The organism is Sulfurimonas sp. HSL3-1 (assembly GCF_039645995.1).
GTDB lineage: Bacteria > Campylobacterota > Campylobacteria > Campylobacterales > Sulfurimonadaceae > Thiomicrolovo > Thiomicrolovo diazotrophicus.
In genome coordinates this window covers 1,754,459-1,775,589 of record NZ_CP147920.1, presented here as the reverse complement: position 1 = coordinate 1,775,589, position 21,131 = coordinate 1,754,459, and the positions used below count along the sequence as shown (strand labels likewise).

Annotated in this window: 22 protein-coding genes; 13 read left to right on the top strand and 9 right to left on the bottom strand. The window is 60.5% G+C overall.

The genetic code is table 11. The features are described 5' to 3' along the window. Positions 1-37: 37 nt before the first annotated feature. Together WCY31_RS09165 and WCY31_RS09160 are read right to left on the bottom strand one after the other, a co-directional pair. Positions 38-535, bottom strand: coding sequence for a hypothetical protein (locus WCY31_RS09165; RefSeq protein ID WP_345972150.1), 498 nt, complete (start codon positions 533-535; stop codon positions 38-40). Continuing rightward, positions 532-1,680 (bottom strand): PLP-dependent aminotransferase family protein, encoded by a 1,149-nt coding sequence (locus WCY31_RS09160; RefSeq protein WP_345972149.1) that lies wholly within the window; start codon positions 1,678-1,680, stop codon positions 532-534. The genes WCY31_RS09165 and WCY31_RS09160 overlap by 4 nt, the downstream gene beginning before the upstream one ends. Positions 1,681-1,780: 100 nt before the next feature. Between WCY31_RS09160 and WCY31_RS09155 the strand changes: the two genes are divergently transcribed. Next, on the top strand, positions 1,781-2,656 hold the full coding sequence (locus tag WCY31_RS09155) for an AraC family transcriptional regulator (RefSeq protein WP_345972148.1): 876 nt from the start codon (positions 1,781-1,783) through the stop codon (positions 2,654-2,656). A gap of 5 nt (positions 2,657-2,661) precedes the next feature. Here WCY31_RS09155 and WCY31_RS09150 read toward each other — a convergent pair whose 3' ends face one another. Together WCY31_RS09150 and WCY31_RS09145 are read right to left on the bottom strand one after the other, a co-directional pair. Then, the gene (locus tag WCY31_RS09150; RefSeq protein ID WP_345972147.1) at positions 2,662-3,867 is read right to left on the bottom strand and encodes an NAD(P)/FAD-dependent oxidoreductase; all 1,206 of its coding nucleotides are present in this window, start codon (positions 3,865-3,867) and stop codon (positions 2,662-2,664) included. A gap of 3 nt (positions 3,868-3,870) precedes the next feature. Next, positions 3,871-4,764 (bottom strand): DMT family transporter, encoded by an 894-nt coding sequence (locus WCY31_RS09145; RefSeq protein WP_345972146.1) that lies wholly within the window; start codon positions 4,762-4,764, stop codon positions 3,871-3,873. A gap of 168 nt (positions 4,765-4,932) precedes the next feature. Between WCY31_RS09145 and WCY31_RS09140 the strand changes: the two genes are divergently transcribed. The 3 genes from WCY31_RS09140 to WCY31_RS09130 are packed head-to-tail and all read left to right on the top strand — an operon-like array spanning position 4,933 to position 9,066. Beyond that, positions 4,933-5,613, top strand: a complete 681-nt coding sequence (locus WCY31_RS09140; RefSeq protein ID WP_345972145.1) for a superoxide dismutase — start codon at positions 4,933-4,935, stop codon at positions 5,611-5,613. A gap of 46 nt (positions 5,614-5,659) precedes the next feature. Beyond that, positions 5,660-8,227 (top strand): 2-oxoacid:acceptor oxidoreductase subunit alpha, encoded by a 2,568-nt coding sequence (locus WCY31_RS09135; RefSeq protein ID WP_345972144.1) that lies wholly within the window; start codon positions 5,660-5,662, stop codon positions 8,225-8,227. Then, positions 8,224-9,066, top strand: a complete 843-nt coding sequence (locus WCY31_RS09130; protein WP_345969493.1) for a thiamine pyrophosphate-dependent enzyme — start codon at positions 8,224-8,226, stop codon at positions 9,064-9,066. The genes WCY31_RS09135 and WCY31_RS09130 overlap by 4 nt, the downstream gene beginning before the upstream one ends. A 3-nt stretch (positions 9,067-9,069) precedes the next feature. Here the strand turns inward: WCY31_RS09130 and WCY31_RS09125 are convergent, their stop codons facing one another. Together WCY31_RS09125 and WCY31_RS09120 are read right to left on the bottom strand one after the other, a co-directional pair. After that, complete coding sequence (locus WCY31_RS09125; protein WP_345969492.1) at positions 9,070-9,942, bottom strand: hypothetical protein; 873 nt, start codon at positions 9,940-9,942, stop codon at positions 9,070-9,072. A 184-nt stretch (positions 9,943-10,126) separates the two neighbouring features. Then, positions 10,127-11,467 (bottom strand): MATE family efflux transporter, encoded by a 1,341-nt coding sequence (locus WCY31_RS09120; protein WP_345972143.1) that lies wholly within the window; start codon positions 11,465-11,467, stop codon positions 10,127-10,129. Positions 11,468-11,743: 276 nt separating this feature from the next. Between WCY31_RS09120 and WCY31_RS09115 the strand changes: the two genes are divergently transcribed. The 9 genes from WCY31_RS09115 (at position 11,744) to WCY31_RS09075 (ending at position 18,442) form a co-directional block, all read left to right on the top strand. Next, entirely contained in the window at positions 11,744-13,219 is a 1,476-nt protein-coding gene (locus tag WCY31_RS09115) for a hypothetical protein (protein ID WP_345972142.1), read from the top strand. Positions 13,220-13,230: 11 nt separating this feature from the next. Beyond that, positions 13,231-13,659: a TOBE domain-containing protein gene (locus WCY31_RS09110; protein WP_345969489.1), complete on the top strand. Its 429-nt coding sequence runs from the start codon at positions 13,231-13,233 to the stop codon at positions 13,657-13,659. Positions 13,660-13,676: 17 nt separating this feature from the next. Next, entirely contained in the window at positions 13,677-14,096 is a 420-nt protein-coding gene (locus WCY31_RS09105; protein WP_345969488.1) for a TOBE domain-containing protein, read from the top strand. Between the two features lie 14 nt (positions 14,097-14,110). Continuing rightward, positions 14,111-14,854: a molybdate ABC transporter substrate-binding protein gene (gene modA, locus WCY31_RS09100; protein WP_345971546.1), complete on the top strand. Its 744-nt coding sequence runs from the start codon at positions 14,111-14,113 to the stop codon at positions 14,852-14,854. After that, entirely contained in the window at positions 14,851-15,261 is a 411-nt protein-coding gene (locus WCY31_RS09095; protein WP_345972141.1) for a TOBE domain-containing protein, read from the top strand. The genes modA and WCY31_RS09095 overlap by 4 nt, the downstream gene beginning before the upstream one ends. Then, complete coding sequence (gene modD / locus WCY31_RS09090; protein WP_345972140.1) at positions 15,258-16,112, top strand: ModD protein; 855 nt, start codon at positions 15,258-15,260, stop codon at positions 16,110-16,112. Before WCY31_RS09095 ends, modD begins: the two co-directional genes overlap by 4 nt. Further along, on the top strand, positions 16,099-16,782 hold the full coding sequence (gene modB / locus WCY31_RS09085) for a molybdate ABC transporter permease subunit (RefSeq protein ID WP_345969485.1): 684 nt from the start codon (positions 16,099-16,101) through the stop codon (positions 16,780-16,782). The genes modD and modB overlap by 14 nt, the downstream gene beginning before the upstream one ends. Then, positions 16,782-17,657 (top strand): ABC transporter ATP-binding protein, encoded by an 876-nt coding sequence (locus tag WCY31_RS09080; protein ID WP_345972139.1) that lies wholly within the window; start codon positions 16,782-16,784, stop codon positions 17,655-17,657. The genes modB and WCY31_RS09080 overlap by 1 nt, the downstream gene beginning before the upstream one ends. Before the next feature lie 212 nt (positions 17,658-17,869). After that, positions 17,870-18,442, top strand: a complete 573-nt coding sequence (locus tag WCY31_RS09075) for a DUF2202 domain-containing protein (protein WP_345972138.1) — start codon at positions 17,870-17,872, stop codon at positions 18,440-18,442. A 47-nt stretch (positions 18,443-18,489) separates the two neighbouring features. On the opposite strand, the gene WCY31_RS09070 is transcribed toward WCY31_RS09075, so the two are convergent. The 3 genes from WCY31_RS09070 to WCY31_RS09060 all read right to left on the bottom strand — a co-directional run bounded on the left by WCY31_RS09070 (position 18,490) and on the right by WCY31_RS09060 (position 21,030). Then, complete coding sequence (locus tag WCY31_RS09070) at positions 18,490-19,782, bottom strand: APC family permease (RefSeq protein ID WP_345972137.1); 1,293 nt, start codon at positions 19,780-19,782, stop codon at positions 18,490-18,492. Positions 19,783-19,854: 72 nt separating this feature from the next. Then, the gene (locus tag WCY31_RS09065) at positions 19,855-20,544 is read right to left on the bottom strand and encodes a metallophosphoesterase (RefSeq protein ID WP_345972136.1); all 690 of its coding nucleotides are present in this window, start codon (positions 20,542-20,544) and stop codon (positions 19,855-19,857) included. 30 nt (positions 20,545-20,574) lie between these two features. After that, positions 20,575-21,030: a hypothetical protein gene (locus WCY31_RS09060; RefSeq protein ID WP_345972135.1), complete on the bottom strand. Its 456-nt coding sequence runs from the start codon at positions 21,028-21,030 to the stop codon at positions 20,575-20,577. Between the last annotated feature and the right edge of the window lie 101 nt (positions 21,031-21,131).

Genomic DNA, 21,131 nt, shown 5'->3' with positions numbered 1-21,131 from the left:
ATGTCAATCATTGTAGAGCAAAGGCATTAATTTACCGTTAATCCCCCGCGCCGTCCTCCCTGTTCCAGCGGCGCCGGAGATTGTGGATGTAGACGATGAGCAGGAAAAAGAGTGTCGACGTGAGGCTCAGCACGAGCATCAGCCCCGTCTCCTCCGGGACAGTGTCGAGCAGGATGAGTTTGCGGATGATAACGACGAAACCGATCTCGAGCAGGGTCAGGGCATAGTTGAACGCGCTGCGGATCAGGAAGGTCCGCGTAATGGCAATGACGATGAGCACGAAGAGGCCGTCGGTCAGGATCATCTTGATGGAGCGGAAATCGAGCGCCCCCTGGTCCAGGGTAAAGGAGACGATCTTGTGCGACAGGCTCAGGATGCAGACGGCCAGGTAGAGCACCATCACGGCGATAAAGGCGTATTTGAGCCCGGTGATCAGTTTGGAAAAGACAAGGTCGAGACGGGCTTCGATGGTCCGGTCGAAGGTCTCGAAGCGTGCGGCCATCCTCTCCGTAAAGGCGTGCGAAGCGGTTTTCATGCAGTGGCCCTGGCCACCCCCGTTATTTTCGAAACGATCTGTTCGCGGTAGGCATCGGCCATCAGTCCGACGCCGCGGTGCATCTGCGCCGGGTCGGTGTGGGTGAAATTGAGCCGGAGCTCGTCGAGCGCAGGCGTGCCGGGGTAGAACTCGCTGCCGGGGACGAAGGCGACCCCGCGCTCCAAGCAGCGGTTGACCAATGTTTTCGTGTCAAAGCCGGGCAGCCTCCCGTAGAGGAACATGCCGCCGCGGGGCTCGTCAAAAACGAAGTCGGGCAGCTGGGTGCGCAGTGCGTTGGAGAGCGCGTTTTTTTTAGCCCGGTAATGGATGCGCAGCGATGAGAGGTGGCGGTCAAGCCCCTCGGTCTCCCAAAACGCGTCGATCAGGCGCTGGTCCAGTGTCGACGTATGCAGGTCGATCGCCTCTTTGACGACGAGCAGCCGCCGCAGGTTCGCCTCGCTGGCCCGGACCCACCCGACCCGCAGGCCGGGGGCCAGGATCTTCGAAAAGGAGCCCAGGTGGAAGCTGCGTTCGGGCATGGTTGCGCTGATGGGCAGGGAGGCATGGTCGAAATAGAGCTCGCTGTAGGGTGCGTCTTCGATCAGCAGCGCGTCTGCGTCCAGCACCGCCTTGGCGACGGCCTGGCGTTTGGCGGCACTGTAGCGCAGCCCCGTCGGGTTCTGGAAGTCTGGGATCAGGTAGGCCGCTCCCGTCCTGGCGATGCTGCGTCTCAACGGTGTCATTGCGATGCCGTCGTGTTCCAGCGCGACCCCCTCGGTCTTGACTTTTGCCAGCCGGAACGCGCTGAGCGCCCCGAGGTAGGCGGGCAGTTCGACGGTGACCCCGTAGGGAAGCATGCTCAAGGCTATGAGGTTGATGGCCTGCTGTGAGCCTGTGGTGATGAGAATCTCCTCCGCGCGGGTTTCAAAGCCCGCGGCGCAGTAGCGCTCGGCGATCTTTTCGCGCAGGGGGGCGTACCCCTGCGAACGCGAGTACTGCAGGCTGGCCGGCTCGGAGAGGACGCGGTCGGCCGCCGTTTTGAAGGCGTCGAGGGGGAAGAGGTCGGCGTCGGGAAGCCCTCCGGCGAAGGAGATGGTGTCCGCGGTGATAACATCCAGGATCTCCCGGATAAATTGGCGTTTCATGTTCTTATCCTTTTATATGAACGCGATGATACGCCGATTCCGAAGATTAATCTTCAATATTTCTTGCATAAAACTATGCAGATCTTGCTAAAATTATCGTATGAAGAAAGAGACGCTGCGCCACCACGCCCACATCGTCAACGATGCGTTGTATTACATCTACCGCCATATCGATTCGCCGATCACCCTGGAGGTGCTCGCAGAGCGCAACCGCACGAGCGTCTACCATTTCCACCGGATCTTCAAGGAGGTGACGGGGCGCAACTTCTACGATACCCTGCAGTCCATCCGGCTGCAGAAGGCGGCGAACCTGCTCATCGTCAACAAGAAAGAGAAAGTCTCAATGATCGCGCAGCAGTGCGGCTACAGCACGCATTCGGCCTTTATCCGGGCCTTCAGGCAGCGCTATGCCCTGACGCCGACGCAGTGGCGCGAAGGGGGCTACCTCGCTTTTTCGCGGGAGAATATCCGCTACTCCGACAATGTGCCGCGGATCGCGTCGAATTTTACGGGGCTCAAACCGGCCATCGTCAAAATGCCCGCCATCCGCGTCGCCTACATCCGCCACCGCGGCTACAACCGTTCCATTGCCGACGTCTGGCAGCGGCTCTATGCCTACGCGGTCGAACACGGCCTGGAACAGGCCCGGCAGATCGGGCTGCACCACGACAACCCCTCGATCGTGCCGCTTGAGGAGTGCGCCTACGTCGCTGCTATCGAGATCCCCGACGACTTTGAGGTGTCGGGTTCCGTCTCCAGCTTCGTCATCCCCTCGTCGCTCTGCGCGCGCTTCACGATGCAGGGGCGCTACGGCGAGGTCCCGAACCTGATCCGCTACATCTACCATACGTGGCTGCCCGAGAGCGGCTTCGAAGCGAAGACCCTGCCGCCCTACGTCGTCTACCGCCGGAACCATTTTCTCGAAGCCGACGAACGTTTCGACCTCGATTTCTACCTGCCCGTCAGCGTCATCTGACGGCTTCAGGCCTCTGTGCGTTTTTTGAAGCCGGTGTTGATGCGCAGTTTGAGCCCGAGGTAGTACCCCTTGGTGATCAGTTTTTTCAGCAGGTAGGCCGTGTAGCCGCTGACGCGGATGATGCCGAAGAGCTCGCCGACCGCGTAGCGGCCGCCCAGGGCGACAAAGACGCCGTCGACCTTGGCGTGGAATGGGGAAACAGGGTCGCCGTTCAGGCGTTTGCGGATGGAGGCGGCGACGTACTCAGCGCTCTTTTCTGCCGTCTGGGCCGTCGGCGGGAGAAGGTTGCCTTTCGCGTCTTTGAGTTCGACGCAGTCGCCGACCGCGTAGACATTCATGTGGGGGGAGAGGCGCAAATAGGCATCGGGAACGATCTGGCCCAGCCGGTTTGTCTCAAGGGGCACGTCGCTCTGCAGCGTATTGGCGATGATCCCCCCGGTGAAGATCATAAAACGGTAGGAGAGGGCCGTGCCGTCTTTGAGGTGGATGGCGCCATCCTCGACCCGGTCGATAAAGGCGTTGGTCAGGATCCGGATTCCCAGCGATTCCAGGCGCTTTGCCGTACGGTTGACAATATAGCTGCTCATCCCCGGCAGGATCGTGTCGGCCGCGTCGATGAGGGTGATCCTGATCTTCTTCGCATTGGTACCGAGGGTCTTGTGGTGTTTTTCGATGACGTCGGCCATTTCCGCGGCGATCTCGACGCCGCTGAGCCCCGCCCCGCCGATGGCGATCTGCAGCTCGGCCGGCTCTGGGTCGCGGGTCTCTTCGACCTTGGTGTAGACGAGCTGTTCGAAGGTCTGGCGGAAGGCGAAGGCGCGCTGGAGGTTCTTGACCCCGTAGCTGTTTTCGCGCAGGCCCTTGATAAACGCGAAGAAGTTCGTGCGTGCCCCGGTGGCGACGATAAGGCTGTCATAGGGGATGCGTTCATGTTCCAAAACGACTTCCTTCGCCTCCGGGTCGACGCCGGTGATTTCCGCCTGCTTGAAAGCGACATGCCGGCCGAAGCCCCGGCACCAGTTCGCAAGGTCTATCGTGATGTCGTGGATGTCGAAGCGCCCGGCGATGTAGCCGTAGGCTTCGGTCTGCAGGTAGTGGTAGGGGTGGCGGTCGATCAGCGTGATGCGAAAGCGCGGGTCGCCGGCGAGATGTTCGACGGCCCGCAAGCCGCCGTAACCGCCGCCGAGAATGACAATGTGCTCTTGCTGCATTTCTTATCCTTTTTTGACCAGAAGTCCGGCGGCGATGATCATGGCGATGCCGAGCCAGACGGCGGCGTCGGGGAAACCGTCGCCGAGCATGATGCCGAAACCGACGGCGAAGGGGATGTTCGTGTAGCTCACCGCCCCGATGATCCCCGCTTTGCTGAAACTGTACGCTTTGGTAAGCAGCCACTGCGAGAGGGTGGAGATGAGGGCCATGAAGGCGATCAGCCCCCACACCTTCGGCGATGTCGGCCAGAAGAACGCGGGAAAGAGGAACGCCAAGGCATCCGGCGCGCTCACGAAGGGGGAAAGGGCAAAGAGCAGCAGGGGCGCAAGAGTACCCACCCCCATGAACGAAAGGACGATGACGCGGGTGTCGTAGACGTGGCGGATCGTTTTGATGGTGGCGTAGGCCGAGGCGGCGAAGAAACCGCCGAGCAGCCCGAGAAAGTGCTCGTACCCCATCAGCATCCCCGTCGGCTTGGAGATGAAGAGGACACCGGCAAAACCGATGAGGAGCGCCGCGAGAGCGTAACGGTTCAGATGCTCCTTCATCAGGAAAAAGGCCAGTACGGAGACGAAGAGCGGCGAGGTCTTGTTGAGCGTAATCGCTTCGCCCAGCGGGATGACGGTAATCGTATAGAAGAAAAGGATCATCGCGCTGAAGCCGAAAAAGCCGCGCAGCAGGAGCAGGTGGAGTTTGCCGCCGGGAAGGGTCGGGGGAGTATGGCGCAGCATCACGAGGATAATAAGCACCCCGATGAGGTTACGGAAAAAGACGATCTCCAGGGCGCTCAGGTCGTCGCCGAGCAGCTTGGCGACGGCCCCGTTGAGGGCGGAGATGAGGGCGCTGAGCAGCATGAAAAGCACGCCGCGGTCGGTCTGGGAGAGGAACTGCTTCACTGGACGGGTCTTTTTTGACGGAAGTATACACTCTTTGGTTCCCGCGCGCCCGGGCGGTCTGCTTATTCTGAAGGCAGGCTTTATCCGGACGCTAAAACAATTTCCTTCCCATCCCTTTACCTCGATAAGTTATGATAATACAAGCGAGCCCAATCAAAGGAGCATAATATGGCATTTGAACTGATGAAGCTGCCGTACGAAGAGACGGCGCTGGAACCCTATATCTCTGCCGAAACGGTGTCGTTCCATTACGGGAAACACCATGCCGGCTATGTCGCAAAACTCAACACGCTGATCAACGCGACGGTCTTCGCACATGTCCCGCTGCTCAAGATCATCCGCGAGGCTGAAGGTGCAACCTTCAATAACGCTGCGCAGGTCTTCAACCACGACTTCTACTGGCTGGGCCTCTCCTCCGGGAGCACGGAGCCGTCGGCGGAGCTCTCCGAGATGATCGAGCGCGACTTCGGCTCCATGGAAGGGTTCAAAGAGGCCTTCCTCGCCGCGGCGGCCGGGCTGTTCGGGTCGGGGTGGACCTGGCTTATTCTCAGGAATGATAATACCCTCGTGATTGAAACGACCTCCAACGCGGACACGCCCGTACGCTACGGTCGCCGGCCGCTGCTGGTCTGCGATGTCTGGGAACACGCCTACTACATCGACCGCCGCAACGCCCGGCCGGAGTACCTGGAAAACTGGTGGAAACTGATCAACTGGCGCTTCGTTTCCGACAACCTTGCCGCGGAGGAGAACGACCCTATCGCAGGCTACAGCCAGCCGTGCAATGACGACAGCGAAGTCTGCGACTATGTCGATACGATGCAGGCAAACGAAACGACCGCCACGTAAGCAGGCGTGACGGCCTCCGCGAAAAGCGAAGCGAAAGGAGGAGGCCATGACACCGCGTGAACTTGCGGCCTACGACGGCCGCGACGGAAGACCCGCCTATGTTGCCTACAAAGGGAAGATCTACGACGTGTCGGAGAGCCCGATGTGGGCGGAGGGGAACCACCAGGGGATGCATCAGGCGGGGCGCGATCTCACGCCCATGCTTGAGGGTGCGCCGCACGGCGATGAGGTGTTTGAACGCTACAGCGTCATTGGCACGCTGGATGCGGAGCCGGAGCTGAAGGCCCGGGCCGATGCACCGCCTCCGGATGCGAACAAGGAGCGCCGCCGCCGTTGGCAGGCGCTCTATCGCCGTTACCACCCCCACCCGATGACCGTCCACTTTCCCATCGCGCTGCACCTCTTTTCAGCGTTGATGGACCTGCTCTTTTTCGCCGTGCCGACGGCACTCTATGCCGCCGCCGTCTTTTATACTTTCCTGGCAGCGACGGTCATGGGGGCGGTCGCGATGGTACCGGGGCTGATCAGCTGGCGGATCAATTACGGGGGCACGTGGCGCCGTCCCTTTGCCGTCAAGATCGTGCTCTCCGTGGCGATGCTGCTGGCGGGGATCGTCGCGATCATGCTCTATCTCGAAGCCCCGGGCATCGTCTACACGATGTCGGCCGAAGGCATTACCTACCATGCCATCGTTCTTTTGACGGGCCTGGGGGTGATCGTGCTGGGCTATTACGGCGGCAAGATCACCTGGGGCGAGAGCATGCCCTATCCCCAGGCGAAAGAGGCGCCCGTGTCCACTGCCGCGGCGGCATCCGTGCCTTCGCCGCAGACGGGGGCGAAGCTGCCTTCGGCCGGTCGGTATGAGGTCCCTTTCGCCGCCGACCCTTTTATGCCGCCCTTGCAGCGGCATATGCCGGCGTCTTCAACCCCGCCCGCAACGGGGCAGAGCCTCTCCATTTTGATCGGCGGGGCAGCGGGCATGGGGATCGACACCCTGGAAAAGGTGCTCAGCGACGCCTTTGTCCGCAGCGGCTACTACGTCTATTCGAGTAAGGAGTTCATGTCCCGGGTACGCGGGGGGAGCAATACGACGCTTATCCGCATTGCCGATACCCCGCTGGAGGCACCCTGCTGGGAAGTGGACCTCTTCATTGCGCTTGACGCCTTGGCCCTGACCCACGCGGCGCCGCGCCTTAGCGCGCAGACGGTCGTACTGACCGACGAGCGTTTTTCGGCGGAGGCGCCCGGCGCGATTGCCGTTGCGATGCAGCGCGAGGCGCAGCGGCTGGGCGATCCGCGCTACGCCAACACCTATGCCGCCGGGCTGGTCTACGGGATGCTGGGCCTTGAAACGGATGCATTGAAAGCCAGCGTGCAGGCGCGTTTCGCGCGGGACGAGGGGAATGTTCTTGCGGCGGAGGCCGGGGCCGATGCGGGCCGTACTCTTCAGCACCCCCCGCTGCCGCCGTTGCCTTACTCCCATCCCGAAGGGGCCGCCGTCTTGCACCTGATGGACGGCACGACCGCCTGCGGTTTCGGTTTCCTTGCCGGGGGGTGCAACTTCGTCGCCTCCTATCCGATGTCCCCCTCCACGGGAGTCCTGAACTTTATGGCGGGGATGTCCAAGCGTTTCGAGATCGCCGTGGAGCAGAGCGAGGACGAGATCGCCTCGATCCACCTTGTGATGGGGGCGTGGTACGCCGGTGCACGGGCACTGACGACGACATCGGGCGGCGGGTTCGCGCTGATGGGAGAGGGCATAAGCCTCTCGGGCATCACGGAGACCCCCGCCGTCGTCTACCTGGCGCAGCGGCCCGGCCCGGCGACGGGATTGCCGACCCGCAGTGAACAGGGCGATCTGAACCTCGCGCTGCACTCGGGGCACGGCCCCTTCCCGCGGATTATTCTCGCCCCGGGTTCGCTGCACGAATGCGTCGAACTGGGCCATCTCGCCTTTGAACTGGCCGACCGGTGGCAGCTGCCCGTCATCGTGCTCAGCGACCAGTACCTGGCCGATACGATGGCGATGACCGGCGACGTCGATTTCGCTGCCTTCGAACAGCGCCGTTACATTGCACCCGCATCCGAAACGTACAACCGCTACGCCGACACCCCCTCGGGCATCAGCCCCCGGGCCGTGCCGGGCGGCGGCGAGGGGCTGGTCTGCAGTGACGGGCACGAACACGACGCAAGGGGGCAGATCACCGAGGATTTCCGCGTCCGAGAGGCGATGGTCGCCAAGCGGGCCCGAAAGGCCGAAGGGATCGTGGCCGAGGTGTGGCCGCCGGAGGTGCGCGGCACAGGGAGCATCGCGGTGATCGGTTGGGGCTCGAGCCGCGGTGCGATTGCCGAGGCCCTGGCACGTCTGGGAGACGACCGGACCTGCCAGGTTCATTTTGCCTGGGTGCATCCGCTCAATCCCGAACAGCTCGCCTTCCTGCAGACCTACGACTACCGCATCGTCGTCGAGAACAACGCCGACGGCGCCTTTGCGGAGCAGCTGGCGCTGCACGGTGTCAGGGTCGACCGGCGTATCTTGCAGAGCAACGGTTTCGCCTATTTTGCCGACCAGCTGGCGCAGGAACTCGCCGCCGTCATAAAGGAGCGCGCATGAAACCGTTTGAACGTGAAAATACAGATATCGGCTGGTGTCCGGGATGCGGGAATTTTGGCATCCTGACCCTGATCCGCGAGGTGCTCGACGAGTTGAAAGCCGACGGCCGCAGCGTGGTCATCGTTTCGGGCATCGGCCAGGCGGCGAAGACGCCCTATTACGTTGACGTCAATATGTTCGGGGTACTGCACGGGCGCGCCGTTCCCGTCGCGACGGCGGTCAAGGCGGCCAACCCCGAACTGACCGTCGTGGCCGAGGGGGGAGACGGCGATATGTACGGGGAGGGGGGCAACCACTTCCTGCATGCCGTCCGCCGCAACGTCGACATCGTTCATATCGTCCACAACAATATGATCTACGGGCTGACCAAGGGGCAGGCGTCGCCGACGAGCCAAAAGGGGATGGAAACGAAGGTGCAGGTCGACGGGGTCGGCAACGAGCCCTTCAACCCTCTCGCCGTGGCGCTGGCGCTGCGGGCGGGGTTCGTCTCCCGGGTCAATATCGGCAACCCCGTACACGCCAAGCAGGTGCTCAAAGCCGCTTTTCTGCACCGCGGCTATGCCCTGGTCGACATTTTCCAGCCCTGTGTGACCTTCAATAAAATCAACACCTTCGGCTGGTTCGGGGAGCATACCTACGAACTGGACGCCTCCCACGACACGGCCGATCTCGGTGCGGCGATGGCGCGGGCGATGGAGAGCGGGCCGTTCCCGCTTGGCGTCTTCTACCGCCTTGAGAGCGATACGTTCGACGAACGGGTCCGCCACGGCCAGCGGCGTCCGCTCTCGCTCGCGACCCACGATGCCGCGCTCATTCAGACGCTCTTCGATGCCTATTGAGGTCTATTCGATCTCAGGGGCAGTCCCGCTCTTTCTGACGATGTAGATGAAGTAGGAGAACACAAAGAAGAGCAGGGCGAGCGCGCCGATCAGCGAGGCAGCGTAGGGAAGGTCGTGGTAGTTGGAGATGGAGATCTTGAAAACGACCAGCAGCGCCTCGATCATCAGGGCGATGATGATTGAGACGGAGAAGTTGAGCAGGGTCTTCACTTTGATCCCCTCATGGACTTTCTGCGTTTTGGGCATTACCTCCTGGTCGACGATCGTTTTTCCCAGGTCATAAACGGCCAGTCCCAGAGTGAGGGCGATGACGGGTTTGAAAAACATCTCCAGCGAAAGCACATCTTCGACGATGAGGTAGTGGCCGAAACTGAAAAGTCCGTAGAGGACGACAAAGATCCCCAGCAGCAGCAGCCCCCCGCCGATAATGCCGTAGAGGGTACGGTGGGTCAGCTTGAGGGCGCCGTTATTCTCGATCAGCATGAAACGTTCAAGGAGGTTGCGCAGCTGGAAGTCCAGCAGGATATAGCCCCCTTTGGCCGTCTTGTAGACGACGGTGATACACAGGTGCCCCGTCGTCGTGGAGAGGTAGGGTTCATGGAAATAGTAGTCGCCCGAGAGTTTACTCTCGTCGATGAGGTAGCTCCGGTCCGCGCCGACGGCTGCCGAATCCTTCTTGTGGCGGCTGTGGTTGGCGGAGGTCTGGGCGAACCCTTCGTCGGTCTCATAGGCCAGCTCCAGGCTCGGGAAGACGGAAAAAATGTGCTTGACGTTCTTTTCCGTCAGATGGATGAGTCCGATCCGTTGGATGGACGCAAGGATGAACTTCTGGATCAGGTCGGCATTCTCTTCGTAAATGGTTACAAGGTTCTGCATGGAAACTCCTTCGTAAAATTGCCATGTTCTCTGCTCCGGCGCAACCGCACCGTGGAGAGGGAAAAGGAGAAAATATAATGTCTGTGGTCAAATCGTATTCACGCCGGGCATTGTAGATGAGTTTTAGTGCAAAGTCTATTCGAGAATGATGAAAAATTCATCACTCCAGGTGGATAAAAGGGTATCAGATCGGGGCGCGTGAGAGGTCGGTGAGGATGCGGCGCGCATACCAGTATGTCACGACGGCGGCAGTGATGACGACGCCCCCGACGCCGAGCCATACGGAGAGAGCCGACGGCGCGATACGGGCAAGGATCCAGAGGACGATCAGCGGAGCGACGACCTGCCGGGCGAGGCTGATATAGAAGATAAACGCGGGCCGCTTGACCCCCTGGAGCATCGCGACGTAGGTGAAGATGACGACGAAGGGGTAGATCAGGAAGGCCTCGACGCGCAGGTAAAGCACGCCTTCGTCAATCACGCTCGGGATACTGCTGAAGATGCCCATCACCGTCCCGGCGCCCGCGAAGAGCACGATACCGCCGATAAGGGCGACGATGGCACCGTAGAAGAGGGAGCGGCCGACAGTCTCGCCGATGCGTTCGAACCGGTGGGCGCCGCTGTTTTGCGCAACGATGGCCAAGACCGCGACGTTGAGGCCGACGGCGGGCATCAGAATGATCTGTTCAATCCGCATGCCCACGCCGTAGGCCGCGACGACCTCCTGCCCGTAGGGCGCGGCGAAATAGGTGATGATGTAGATGCCCGCGGCCATCAGCGCCAGGTTGGCGCTGGGGGGGATCCCCTGCCGGATCAGCTCGACGAGGGCGGAGGGATCGAAACGAAAGGGCGCGCTGCCGCGGTAGACGGGTTTGGTCTTGAGGCGGTAAAAGAGATAGGCGGCACTCATGGATTCGATGATGACCGTGGCCAGGGCGATGCCCGTGACGCCCATCGGTGCGACGCCGAACCCGCCGCGCACGAACCAGGCGTCGAGCGCGACGTTGATCACGGCGGCGGCAATGAGCACGTTGCGGAAGGAGACGGTATCCCCGACGGCATTGAGCAGGGCGTTGAGAAAAAAGGTGAAGACGAAGAGGCCCGTACCGGCGATGATGACATTGATGTAGGCCAGTGCTTCCGCGAGGTAGGCGTCCCGGGCACCGAGCGAGGACATCAGTGCCGGGGCGGTGACAAAGCCCGCGGCGGTCAGTGCGATGGCCAGCAGGCCCCCGAAGAGGAGGGCATTGTGTGCGAGATGGCGTGCCTGCTCCGTTTCCCCGGCCCCCAGGGCATTGCCGACGAGGGCCGTCACCGCTTCGCTCATCCCTTCGGCGAGGGAGATGATAATGAAGAAGATCGGAAAGGAGAGTGAGAGGGCAGCCAGCGCCTGGGTCGAGATCATCCCTGCAAAGTAGGTATCGGTGATGTTGAAGAGGGTGTGGAAAAAAAAGCCGATGCACGCAGGCACCGCCAGGGTCCTGATATGGCTTCGGATACTGCCTTGGGTGAGATCAAGCTGCATACGCTACCGTCCGGATGGTTTTAGGTATAGTATAAACGCTCTCCCTTCGTCCTAAGACGATGTGAACGGGGATGCGTCCTTCCTTAAGGAGGGGGCAAGGCAACTTCATCTACGATACCGTTATATTTTTCAGAATATAACACTTTTGTCATGTTTTGTCGCATTTTTCTGCTTTATTCGTGCTTCTAGGGCACTTTTTAGAGAATAGACCTTGCAGACATCGTTATGTTTTATAAAAAATAACGCTCTATAAGCAGCGTGATAAAAGGAGAGTCATTGAAAACGACAGGCTGGATAAGTGCCGTATTAGCGGGGGTTCTTGGAGGTTCGCTTTACGCGGCGGATGCAAATGCCCCGAAACAGGCGTTGAATTCGAACTATACATTGGTATATAACGCTGTACCGGGAGAGGCGGAGAGCTTCACGGAGATGTTCAGCGAGGGGGAGTTTTACGCCCGCCTGCGTTCGAATACCTTCTACTATAAATGGCAGACGGAGACGGCCAAGCAGGACAGCCATCTTATCAGTGCCCTCGGCGGCTCGCTGGTCTACCGCAGCGCAGGCTACGGTGGATTCGATTTCGGCATGGGCCTTTACTACTCCCAGGCCTTTTTCGATGACAGCAATGATCCGGTCAATACGCTTAAACCGGGCAAAGATGTCCTGAGCCGTTACGATTACGTCAATACGGGCAACAAGGGGATGGGAGCACTCGGCCAGGCGTACATCGCCTACAGCGGCATCCCCAAAACCCGCATTGCCGTTGGCCGGCAGCTGGTGGAGACCTTCTATACCAAGTCCAACGACACGAAAATGATCCCCAACACCTTTGACGGGATCGTCATCGATACGAAGGCGGTTCCGGCGACAGCCGTGAGAGTGGCCTACCTCGCCGAACAGAAGCTGCGCGACCATACGCAGGCGCACTCGGTCCTAATGTACGGCGACGCGAACAGCAGCAGTTCCGAGCGCCCGGAGTGGAGCGAGAACGACGACTCCGCGATGCACAAGGGGCTTACCTATACGCGTCTCAAAGCGGCAGGCAAGCCGACGGACGCACCGCTGATCACCGGGGACCTGCACAATACGGCGATCGCCAACCTGAAACTCGACGGCGCATTCTACATCGTCCCGGAGCTCGTCAGCGAGGTGATGGCGGAGGCGAACTACAAGGTCAGCCTCGGCAGCGTATCGCTGACACCCGGTGTGCGTTACATCAAGCAGTTCGATAACGGCGCCGGTAAGGTCGGCGGCGCGGCATACAGCGGCAAACTGGCAGGCCAGAGCGGCGCGGCCGGCGGCTATAAAGAAGCCGACTCTCTCGACGCCCAGATGGTGGCCGCACGGATCGTGGCGCAGCTGGGCAAGTACAAGCTCAACTTCGGCTATACCCAGGTCTTCGACGAAGCGGACCTGATCACCCCGTGGCGGGGCTTCCCGACGGCGGGCTATACCCGCTCGATGGCCCGCTACAACTGGATGGCCAATACGAAGAGCTACCGCGTCGAGCTGCAGCGCGCCGCCAACAAAACCGGGGTCTTTACGGACCTGTTCGTACAGGCTTCCTTTCTTCATACCGATGCGGACGAGTCGAAGGGGTACTATGATGAGAACTACTACTACCTCGGATTCGTCCAGAACCTGCCCATGCTGGCCGACCTGCAGTGGCGGCTGCGCCTGGGGTACAACGACACCGAAAAACCGGATGCCGACAGCCTGGATGCCCGCTTCGAGCTCAACTACCTCTTCTAAAGGAGCAGAGCATGATGATCAGTGCACGTAACCAGATCGATGCCGATATCGTCGCGGTGCGCCGGGACGGGGTCAGTGCGCTGCTGGAACTTAAAACGGCGCAGGGGACCCTGATGTTCGCTTCGATCACAGGGAACGCCTCTGATACGCTCTGCGTCAAGGAGGGGGACCGGGTTATCGCATTTTTCAAAGATTCGCATGTGCTGGTCGCCACGGGATGGGCCATCCCCATCAGTGCGCGGAACCGGCTCGAAGGGACGATCGAAACCGTTCACCGCGGCGTTGTCAATGCGGAAGTGCGGATCCGGCTAGGCGGCGGGGACCGTATCAGCGCGACCGTGACCGACGACGCCGTTTCAAACCTGGAGTTGCAGTCGGGTATGCCCGTCGTTGCGATCATCAAAGCCTCGGACATGATGATCGCTAAACCTGCCAAATAAGAAAGAAGGAACAAAAAATGAAAATCAGTGCCAGAAACCAGATCGAGGCGGGGGTGCTCTCCGTCAACAAAGGGGCGGTAAACGCCAAGATAGCGCTGCGCGCGCCGAAAGGGACGACGCTCAGCGCCATCATTACGATTGAAAGTGTCGAGAGCCTCGGCTTGGCCGTGGGGGACGTGGTCCGTGCCTTTTTCAAAGCGTCGCACGTTCTGATCGCGACGGGGGGCATGCCGAAGATCAGCGCCCGCAACAAACTGGCGGGTCATGTAGAGAAAGTGATCCAGGGGGCGGTCAATACGGAGCTGATCATTCAGCTGGAGAGCGGGGATCTGCTGACCTCTATCATTACCAACGAATCCATGGCGGAACTGGGTATTGAGCAGGGCAGCAACGTCATCGCCATTGTCAAAGCCAGCGACGTTATGATCGCGAAATAAAGGAACCTATTATGATGAAAAAGACATTTTTGTTACTGCTCTTGTCCCTCTCCGCGATTGCCGGCGAGATCAATATCGCCGTGGCGGCGAACGTCAGCTACGCAATCGATGAACTCAAAGCGGTGTTTGCGAAACACTACCCGGATACGAAAGTCCAGGTCACGCTGGGCAGCAGCGGGAAGCTGACGGCACAGATCAAGAACGGCGCCCCCTACGGGCTTTTCATGGCGGCGAACATGAAGTACCCCGCATCGCTCTATGCCGACGGCATTGCCGTGACCAAGCCGGTCGTATACGCACAGGGCGCCCTGGCGTACCTCAGCGCGAAACCGATGGATTTCTCCAAGGGGATCGCCCTGGTGGCGGACAAATCCGTCAGCAAGATCGCTATTGCCAACCCGAAAACGGCCCCCTACGGTACCGCCGCGGTCGAGGCGATGCAAAAAGGGGGCGTTTATGATGCCGCCAAGCCGAAGTTCGTCTATGCCGAGTCGATCTCGCAGACCGTGACGTATGCCTTGACGGCAGCGGACGTCGGTTTCATCGCGAAATCTTCCCTTTACAGCCCGAAAATGGCACAATACAAGGAAAACGTTAACTGGGCGAGTGTCGATCCGGCACTCTATACGCCGATCAAACAGGGGGTCGTCTTGCTGAAAAATGCCGGAAAAAGTGCGGAGTACAAAGCATTCTACGACTTTATGCTCAGCGACGAAGCGAAGGCGATCCTGCGTCGTTACGGATACATCGTACAGTGAATCGCATCGAGGCCTATATCACCAGTATCGAACGCCGGGACAACATCACGATTGTCTCCTTTGATGCCGCGGGGGCACCGATGCGGATGATGGCCCTGGGGCTTGCAATCCCGATCGCCGTCGGAACGCGGGTGATCCTCGGGGCCAAAGCGTCCCATGTGGCGCTGGCCAAGAAACTGGAGGGGCATCTCTCCATCTCCAACCGCCTCGAGGCGGTGATCGAAACGGTTGAGACGGGGGCGCTGCTGTGCAGCGTGACGCTCCGTGTCGGCCCGGCCCGGATGGAGAGCATTATTACCCGCGATTCCGCCGAGACAATGGCGCTGCATCGGGGCGACAGCGTCACGGCGCTGATCAAGGCAAGCGATCTCTCCATCCTGGAGATCGTTGAAAAAGGAGAGGCATGAACCGGCTATCGGACCCGGAGCTCTGGGAGTATATCAGGGGGGATCTTCCCTATTTCGATCTGACGACGCAGCTGCTCGCACTGCCGCCGCAGCGGGCGACATTGAAGGTGTTGACGCGCGACGAGGTCGTCGCGGCCTGCACCGAAGAGGCGGTGCGCATCGGGGAACTCCTGGGGTGCGAGGCGCAAAGCAGCTTCGCGTCGGGGAGCGTTGCGGCGCCCGGCAGCGTGCTGCTGGAGCTGCACGGGGATCACGAAACGCTGCACAGCGCATGGCGGCTCTGCCAGATACTGCTCGAATACGCCTGCGGCATGGCCACGCGCGCCCGGACGATGCTCGCAAAGGCGCATGCGGTCAACCCGCACTGCGAACTGCTCGTTACCCGCAAAAGTTTCCCCTTCGCCAAACGCTTTTCCACCCGTGCCCTGATGTGCGGCGGGGCGATGCCGCACCGGCTCGGCCTCTCGGAGACGGTACTCGTTTTCGAACAGCACCGCGCACTCTACAAGGACACCGCCGCGTTCGAGGCGGCGCTGCGGGAGCTCAAGCAGCGCTGCGTCGAGAAGAAACTGACGGTGGAGTCCGAATCGCTTGAGGATGCCAAGCGGATGCTGGCCCTGGGCGCGGACGTGATCCAGATGGACAAATGCGGTCCCGACACGCTGCAGGAACTTGTCGCCTACAAGCGCGAACACCATCCCGGCGCGACCATCCTGGCCGCAGGGGGGATCAACCCGGCCAACGTGGCCGATTACGCAGCATCGGGCGTGGAGGGGGTCGTCACAAGCAGCCCTTATCAGGCGGGCATGGCCGACCTGACGGCGCGGTGGGAGACAGATGGAAGCGATTGATTTCGGCCCCTTTATCCTATCGTTCAAACTGGCGGGATTGACGACGTTCATTCTCTTTGTCGTTGCTCTGCCGGTCGCATGGTGGCTGTCGCAGACGGCGTGCCGCTGTAAGCCTTTCGTCGAGGCGGTTACCTCCCTGCCGATCGTCCTGCCGCCGTCGGTGCTCGGGTTTTACATCCTCTACGCGCTCTCGTACAACTCGCCGCTGGGCGCCTTTTTCGAGCAGACCTTCGGCATCAAACTCGTGTTCAATTTTACGGGGCTTGTCATCGCCAGCGTCTTCTACTCGTTTCCGTTTATGGTGCAGCCGCTGCAAAGCGGCTTCGAGGGGCTGAACAAGAACATGCTTGAAGCCTCCTACATCAGCGGGAAAGGAAAGGCGGAGACCCTGCTGCGCGTGGCGCTGCCCAACATCAAACCGGCCCTGATCACGGCGCTTATCGTCACCTTCGCGCACACCGTCGGCGAGTTCGGGGTTGTCCTGATGGTCGGGGGGTCCATCCCCGGCGAAACCAAGGTCGCTTCGGTCGCCATCTACGAAATGGTCGAGGTGATGGATTACACCACGGCGCATATCTACAGCGCGATCATGGTGGCGCTCAGTTTCGTGGTGCTGCTTGGGGTCTACCTCTTCAACCAGCGCCAGAACCGTCGGATCGGAGTCGCCTGATGATCGAACTGGACATCCACAAAATGCTGCAGGGCAGCAGCGGCGACATGCCGCTGGATATCGCACTCTCCATCCGGGAAAAGAGTTTCGTGGCGCTGGCGGGGCAGAGCGGCAGCGGGAAGACGACGCTGCTGCGGCTGCTGGCCGGTCTGGAACGCGCGGAGGGGGAGATCAGCGTCGCCGGCGAGACGTGGTTGGGCAAAAAGACCATGCTCCCGCCGCAGAAACGCGGGATCGGCTTCGTCTTCCAGGACTATGCGCTTTTCCCCAATATGAGCGTGGAACAGAACCTGCTCTACGTCAACAACGACCGCGCCCATGCCGCCATACTGTTGGAGATGACGGGTCTGCTTGAGCTCAAAGAGCGTCTCCCGGGGACGCTCAGCGGCGGACAGAAGCAGCGTGTTGCGCTCTGCCGCGCCCTGATGAACCGTCCGAAACTGCTGCTGATGGACGAGCCGCTCTCCGCGCTCGATCCGGCCATGAGGCTGAAGCTGCAGCATGACATCCTTACCCTGCACAAGGCGTTCGGCACGACGACGGTGATGGTCAGCCACGATCCCAGCGAGATCTACCGCCTGGCCGAGCGGGTCGTCGTCCTCGAACACGGGCGGATCGTGCACGACGGGACCCCCGGCGAGGTGCTGCTGCGCACCAGCGGCAGCCAGAAGTTCACCCTGGAAGGGGAGCTGCTTGACATTATTCGCGCCGACGTCATCTACATCGCCGTCGTGGCCATCGGGCAGCAGATCGTCGAAGTCGTCTGCGACAAAGAGGAGGCGGCACAGTTCGAAGTCGGGCAGACCGTGCAGGTGAGCACCAAGGCCTTCGCGCCGACGATACAGCATGCCAGACGGGGAAGCGAGCGTCTCTGAAGGCGGGTCGGATCGTTCCGTAAACGCGCCCCGGGCAGAGCGCCGTTTTTTTGCTTCAATTTTCATCTCTTTCCCAAAATTTTTGATCCTCTTATAGGCACTGCTTCTTGCGTATGATTTATGGCGCCACTCCCCCGTTTCAGGGAAGAATCGCCCTCACACTCCGCTCACACTTCCCCATTACAATGCGCCATCACATATAAGGAGTTTTTATGAATAATACGAGGCGTGAGTTTCTCGGAAACGTAGCAAAAGCGGGGGCATTGCTCTTGGCAGGAAGCGCGACGGCGCTGCAGGCGAACGGGAGTGTGAAAAGCAGCAGCGATACGGATCCGGTTCTGAGCGACGATCAGCGCGATACGCTGTTTTACATCTACCAAGAAGAGAAAGTAGCGCGCGACGTCTATATCACGCTGGGGGAACGTTACCCGGAAGAGAGCACGTTCGCATTGATCCAGCTCTCCGAGCAGAGCCATATCGAAGCCGTCGGTGCGCTGTGTGTAAGCTACGGGATCGACATCTCCTATGTCGACCTGGACGCCGTCGGTGTGTTCGAGCTGCCGGCACTGCAGGATCTCTACGATGCCTGTGTCGCGCAGGGGAATATCTCACGCCTCGAAGGGCTGAAAGTCGGCGAACTGATCGAGCTGACGGATCTGGACGATCTGGAATCGGCGGCCGCCGGGATGCCCGAGGATGTGGTGTCGGTCTTTGAAAACCTCAAAGAGGGGAGTGAAAGCCACCTCGATGCCTTCCGCCGTGCCATCGCCCGTCTCGAGGCTTAGCGCAAACTTCTAACAGCCTCTTTGCCCCGTCGCTGCGTTTTGCAGTGTTAATAGGGGCGATTCAGGAAGTGTCCCCGAACCCGTCGCCCGTAGACGCTCTCGAAGAGTACCGACAGGGCGATGAATCCCCCGAAGATCATGACGGCACGGCCGTTCTCCTCCCAGGTATGATAAAGCAGTATTACCAGCGCGCATGCACTCAGCAGCAGGGCCAGCAGGTGCAGAAAACGGTTGCCGCCGGTCGCCGCGGCCAGTTTCAGTGCCGCGGCGTTGACGAGGGCGAAGATCAGCAGAAAACCGGCGCTGCCGATGATGGCGATTTCGGTCAGGTCGAAGGTATTGGCAATCAGCAGTGCTGCGGCCATGGTGGCGAGGATGCCGATAAAGGGTTCGTTCCGCCGTTCCGCATCGAAGGCTTCGGGCAGGCGGCCGTCTTTGGCGAGGGTATAGCCCAGGCGGGCATTGCCGTAGATGGTGGCATTGATCGCTGAGAAGGTCGCCAGCAGGGCGGCGACGGCGACGAGGATGAACCCTCCGTGTCCCAGCGCCGGCTGCGCCGCGACGGCCAGGGCGTAATCTTTGGCCTTTTCCAGCACCGCTTCGGGAACGGTGCTCACCGTCACCGCGGCGATGAGCACGTAGAGGACGATGACGATCAGGACGCTGAGGACGAAGGCGCGGGGAAGATTGCGCTTGGGGTCGGCAATATCCTCGGAGGCGTTGGCGATAAGCTCAAACCCTTCATAGGCGACGAAGATGATCATCCCGGCGGAGACGATTGAGAAGAGGGGCCCCCAGTGGCGCGGTTCGAAAGGGGCCGCCTGGAGATAGGGGAGACTGGAAACGATAATGACGGCGAGCAGCAGCATCTTTACGCCGACGATGAAGCTTTCCGAACGGCTGACGAAGGTGGTACTGACAAGGTTGATGGCCGTCGGCAGCACGATGGCCGCCGAGATCAGAATATGGCGCAGCAGTGGCGGGCCGTCGGGAAAAAAGGTGTGGGCGTAGGCGGCAAAGGCGACGGCATAGAGGGCGATGGTGACAAGGTAGCTGAGCCAGAGCATGAGGTTGACGCTGCCCGAGGCGAGGGTATTGCCGAAGGCGTTGTCGATGTAGGTGACGGTTCCCCCGCGCCCGGGATAGGCGACGGAGAGGCGCGCGTAGGAGAGGGCGGTCAGCAGCGCGACGATGCCGCCGAAGAGGAAGGCCAGCGGGGTGGCGCCGCGGGAGAGGGAAACCGCTTCGCCCAGCACCGCGAAGATCCCCCCGCCGACCATCCCGCCGATGCCGATAGCGACGGCGCTGACAAGACCGATACTTTTCCGGGACGTTTGCACTGTTGCCGCCTTGGGATGGGATGTAGCTATGGTAACGCTTCCGCGGTTAACCTTTGGTTTGAAACGTCTGCGTCAGGTGCTGCCGAACAGCTTCAGCGACGGCACTTCGAGGGCGCTGAGGGTACCGTAGAGGTAGGGGCCTGTGTCGATGCGCGCCGCGTAATCGTAGAGCTTCGGCGTGCGAAAAGGGGTGTGTCCGAAGACGTTGTAGATGCCGGGGAGCGGCGCGGGGGGATCGCGGTTAATGAGGACGTCGCGGTTGAAGGCCTCACGGTCGCTCAGGCGTTTCGGCCAGATGCGCGACACGGAGGCATGGGAGACGACGACCCGGCGGCCGTTCACGCTGCACCCCTCGAGCTCAAGGTAGTAAGGCAGCGTCTCCAGCCACGCGATATCGCGGAAAAAAGGGGCGAGCAGGGGGGAGCTTCCTTCCTGCCGCAATGAGGGGTAGTCTTGCAGCCCGTACGAGACGAGGGTCGCATCGCCGCCGTTTTGCATCCAAAGATGATAGGCATCGTCCGCTTCCCATCGCCGCCCGTTTTCGGGGCGCTGCGACAGCATGAACGTTTCGTGGTTCCCCAGCACGCAGAGGTGTCCGCCTTCGCGCACAAAGGTGATGACCTTTGCCGAATCCGGCCCGCGGTCGATGAGGTCGCCGACGAAGACGAGCCGCGCTTCCTTCGGCAGTTGGGCGATGAGGCGCATCAGTTTGTCGTAGTAGCCGTGGACGTCGCCGATGATGCAGTAGTGTAGCATCTGCATGGGAGAGGGGCGCTGCCCCGGGAAAGGGGGTCAGCGTACGCGTTTTTTCCGCTTCGGCTGCGGTTCGGGCTCGGGCGTGAGGTCGACGGCGCTCTCCATATTACCGGTACGATACCGGATAATGAAGCGGATAGGGGTGTCCATGGGGGGAACGGGCATCTGCTTGTAGCCCTCCATCACAACGAGTTCGCTGAGCCGGTCGATATTGCGTCGGCTGGCATGGTCAAGGACTCTGTAGCTGTCGGCCGTCCCGTCACTGCGCAGCATGAACTCCACGACGTTGCTGTCATGGATCTGCTGTGCACCGACCGTCTGGATCGCCTGGGCCTTCATGAGGCTGAGGATTTGGGGCTGGTTGTCCAGAATGTAATTCATCTGGCTTTTTGTCAGGGGAACCCCTATATAAAGGGCCTTGATATTTTGTCTGACATCGATCTCGGCCAACAGGGAAGCGGCGATCAGTGAGAGGATTAGGACGTATTTCATGCAAGCACTCCTTTGGCGCGAAACGTACCGCCTGATGAAAATCGGTATTTCCCATTGTTACAGGTGTTTTCTTATGTTTATGTAAATCCTGTGCGGATTTG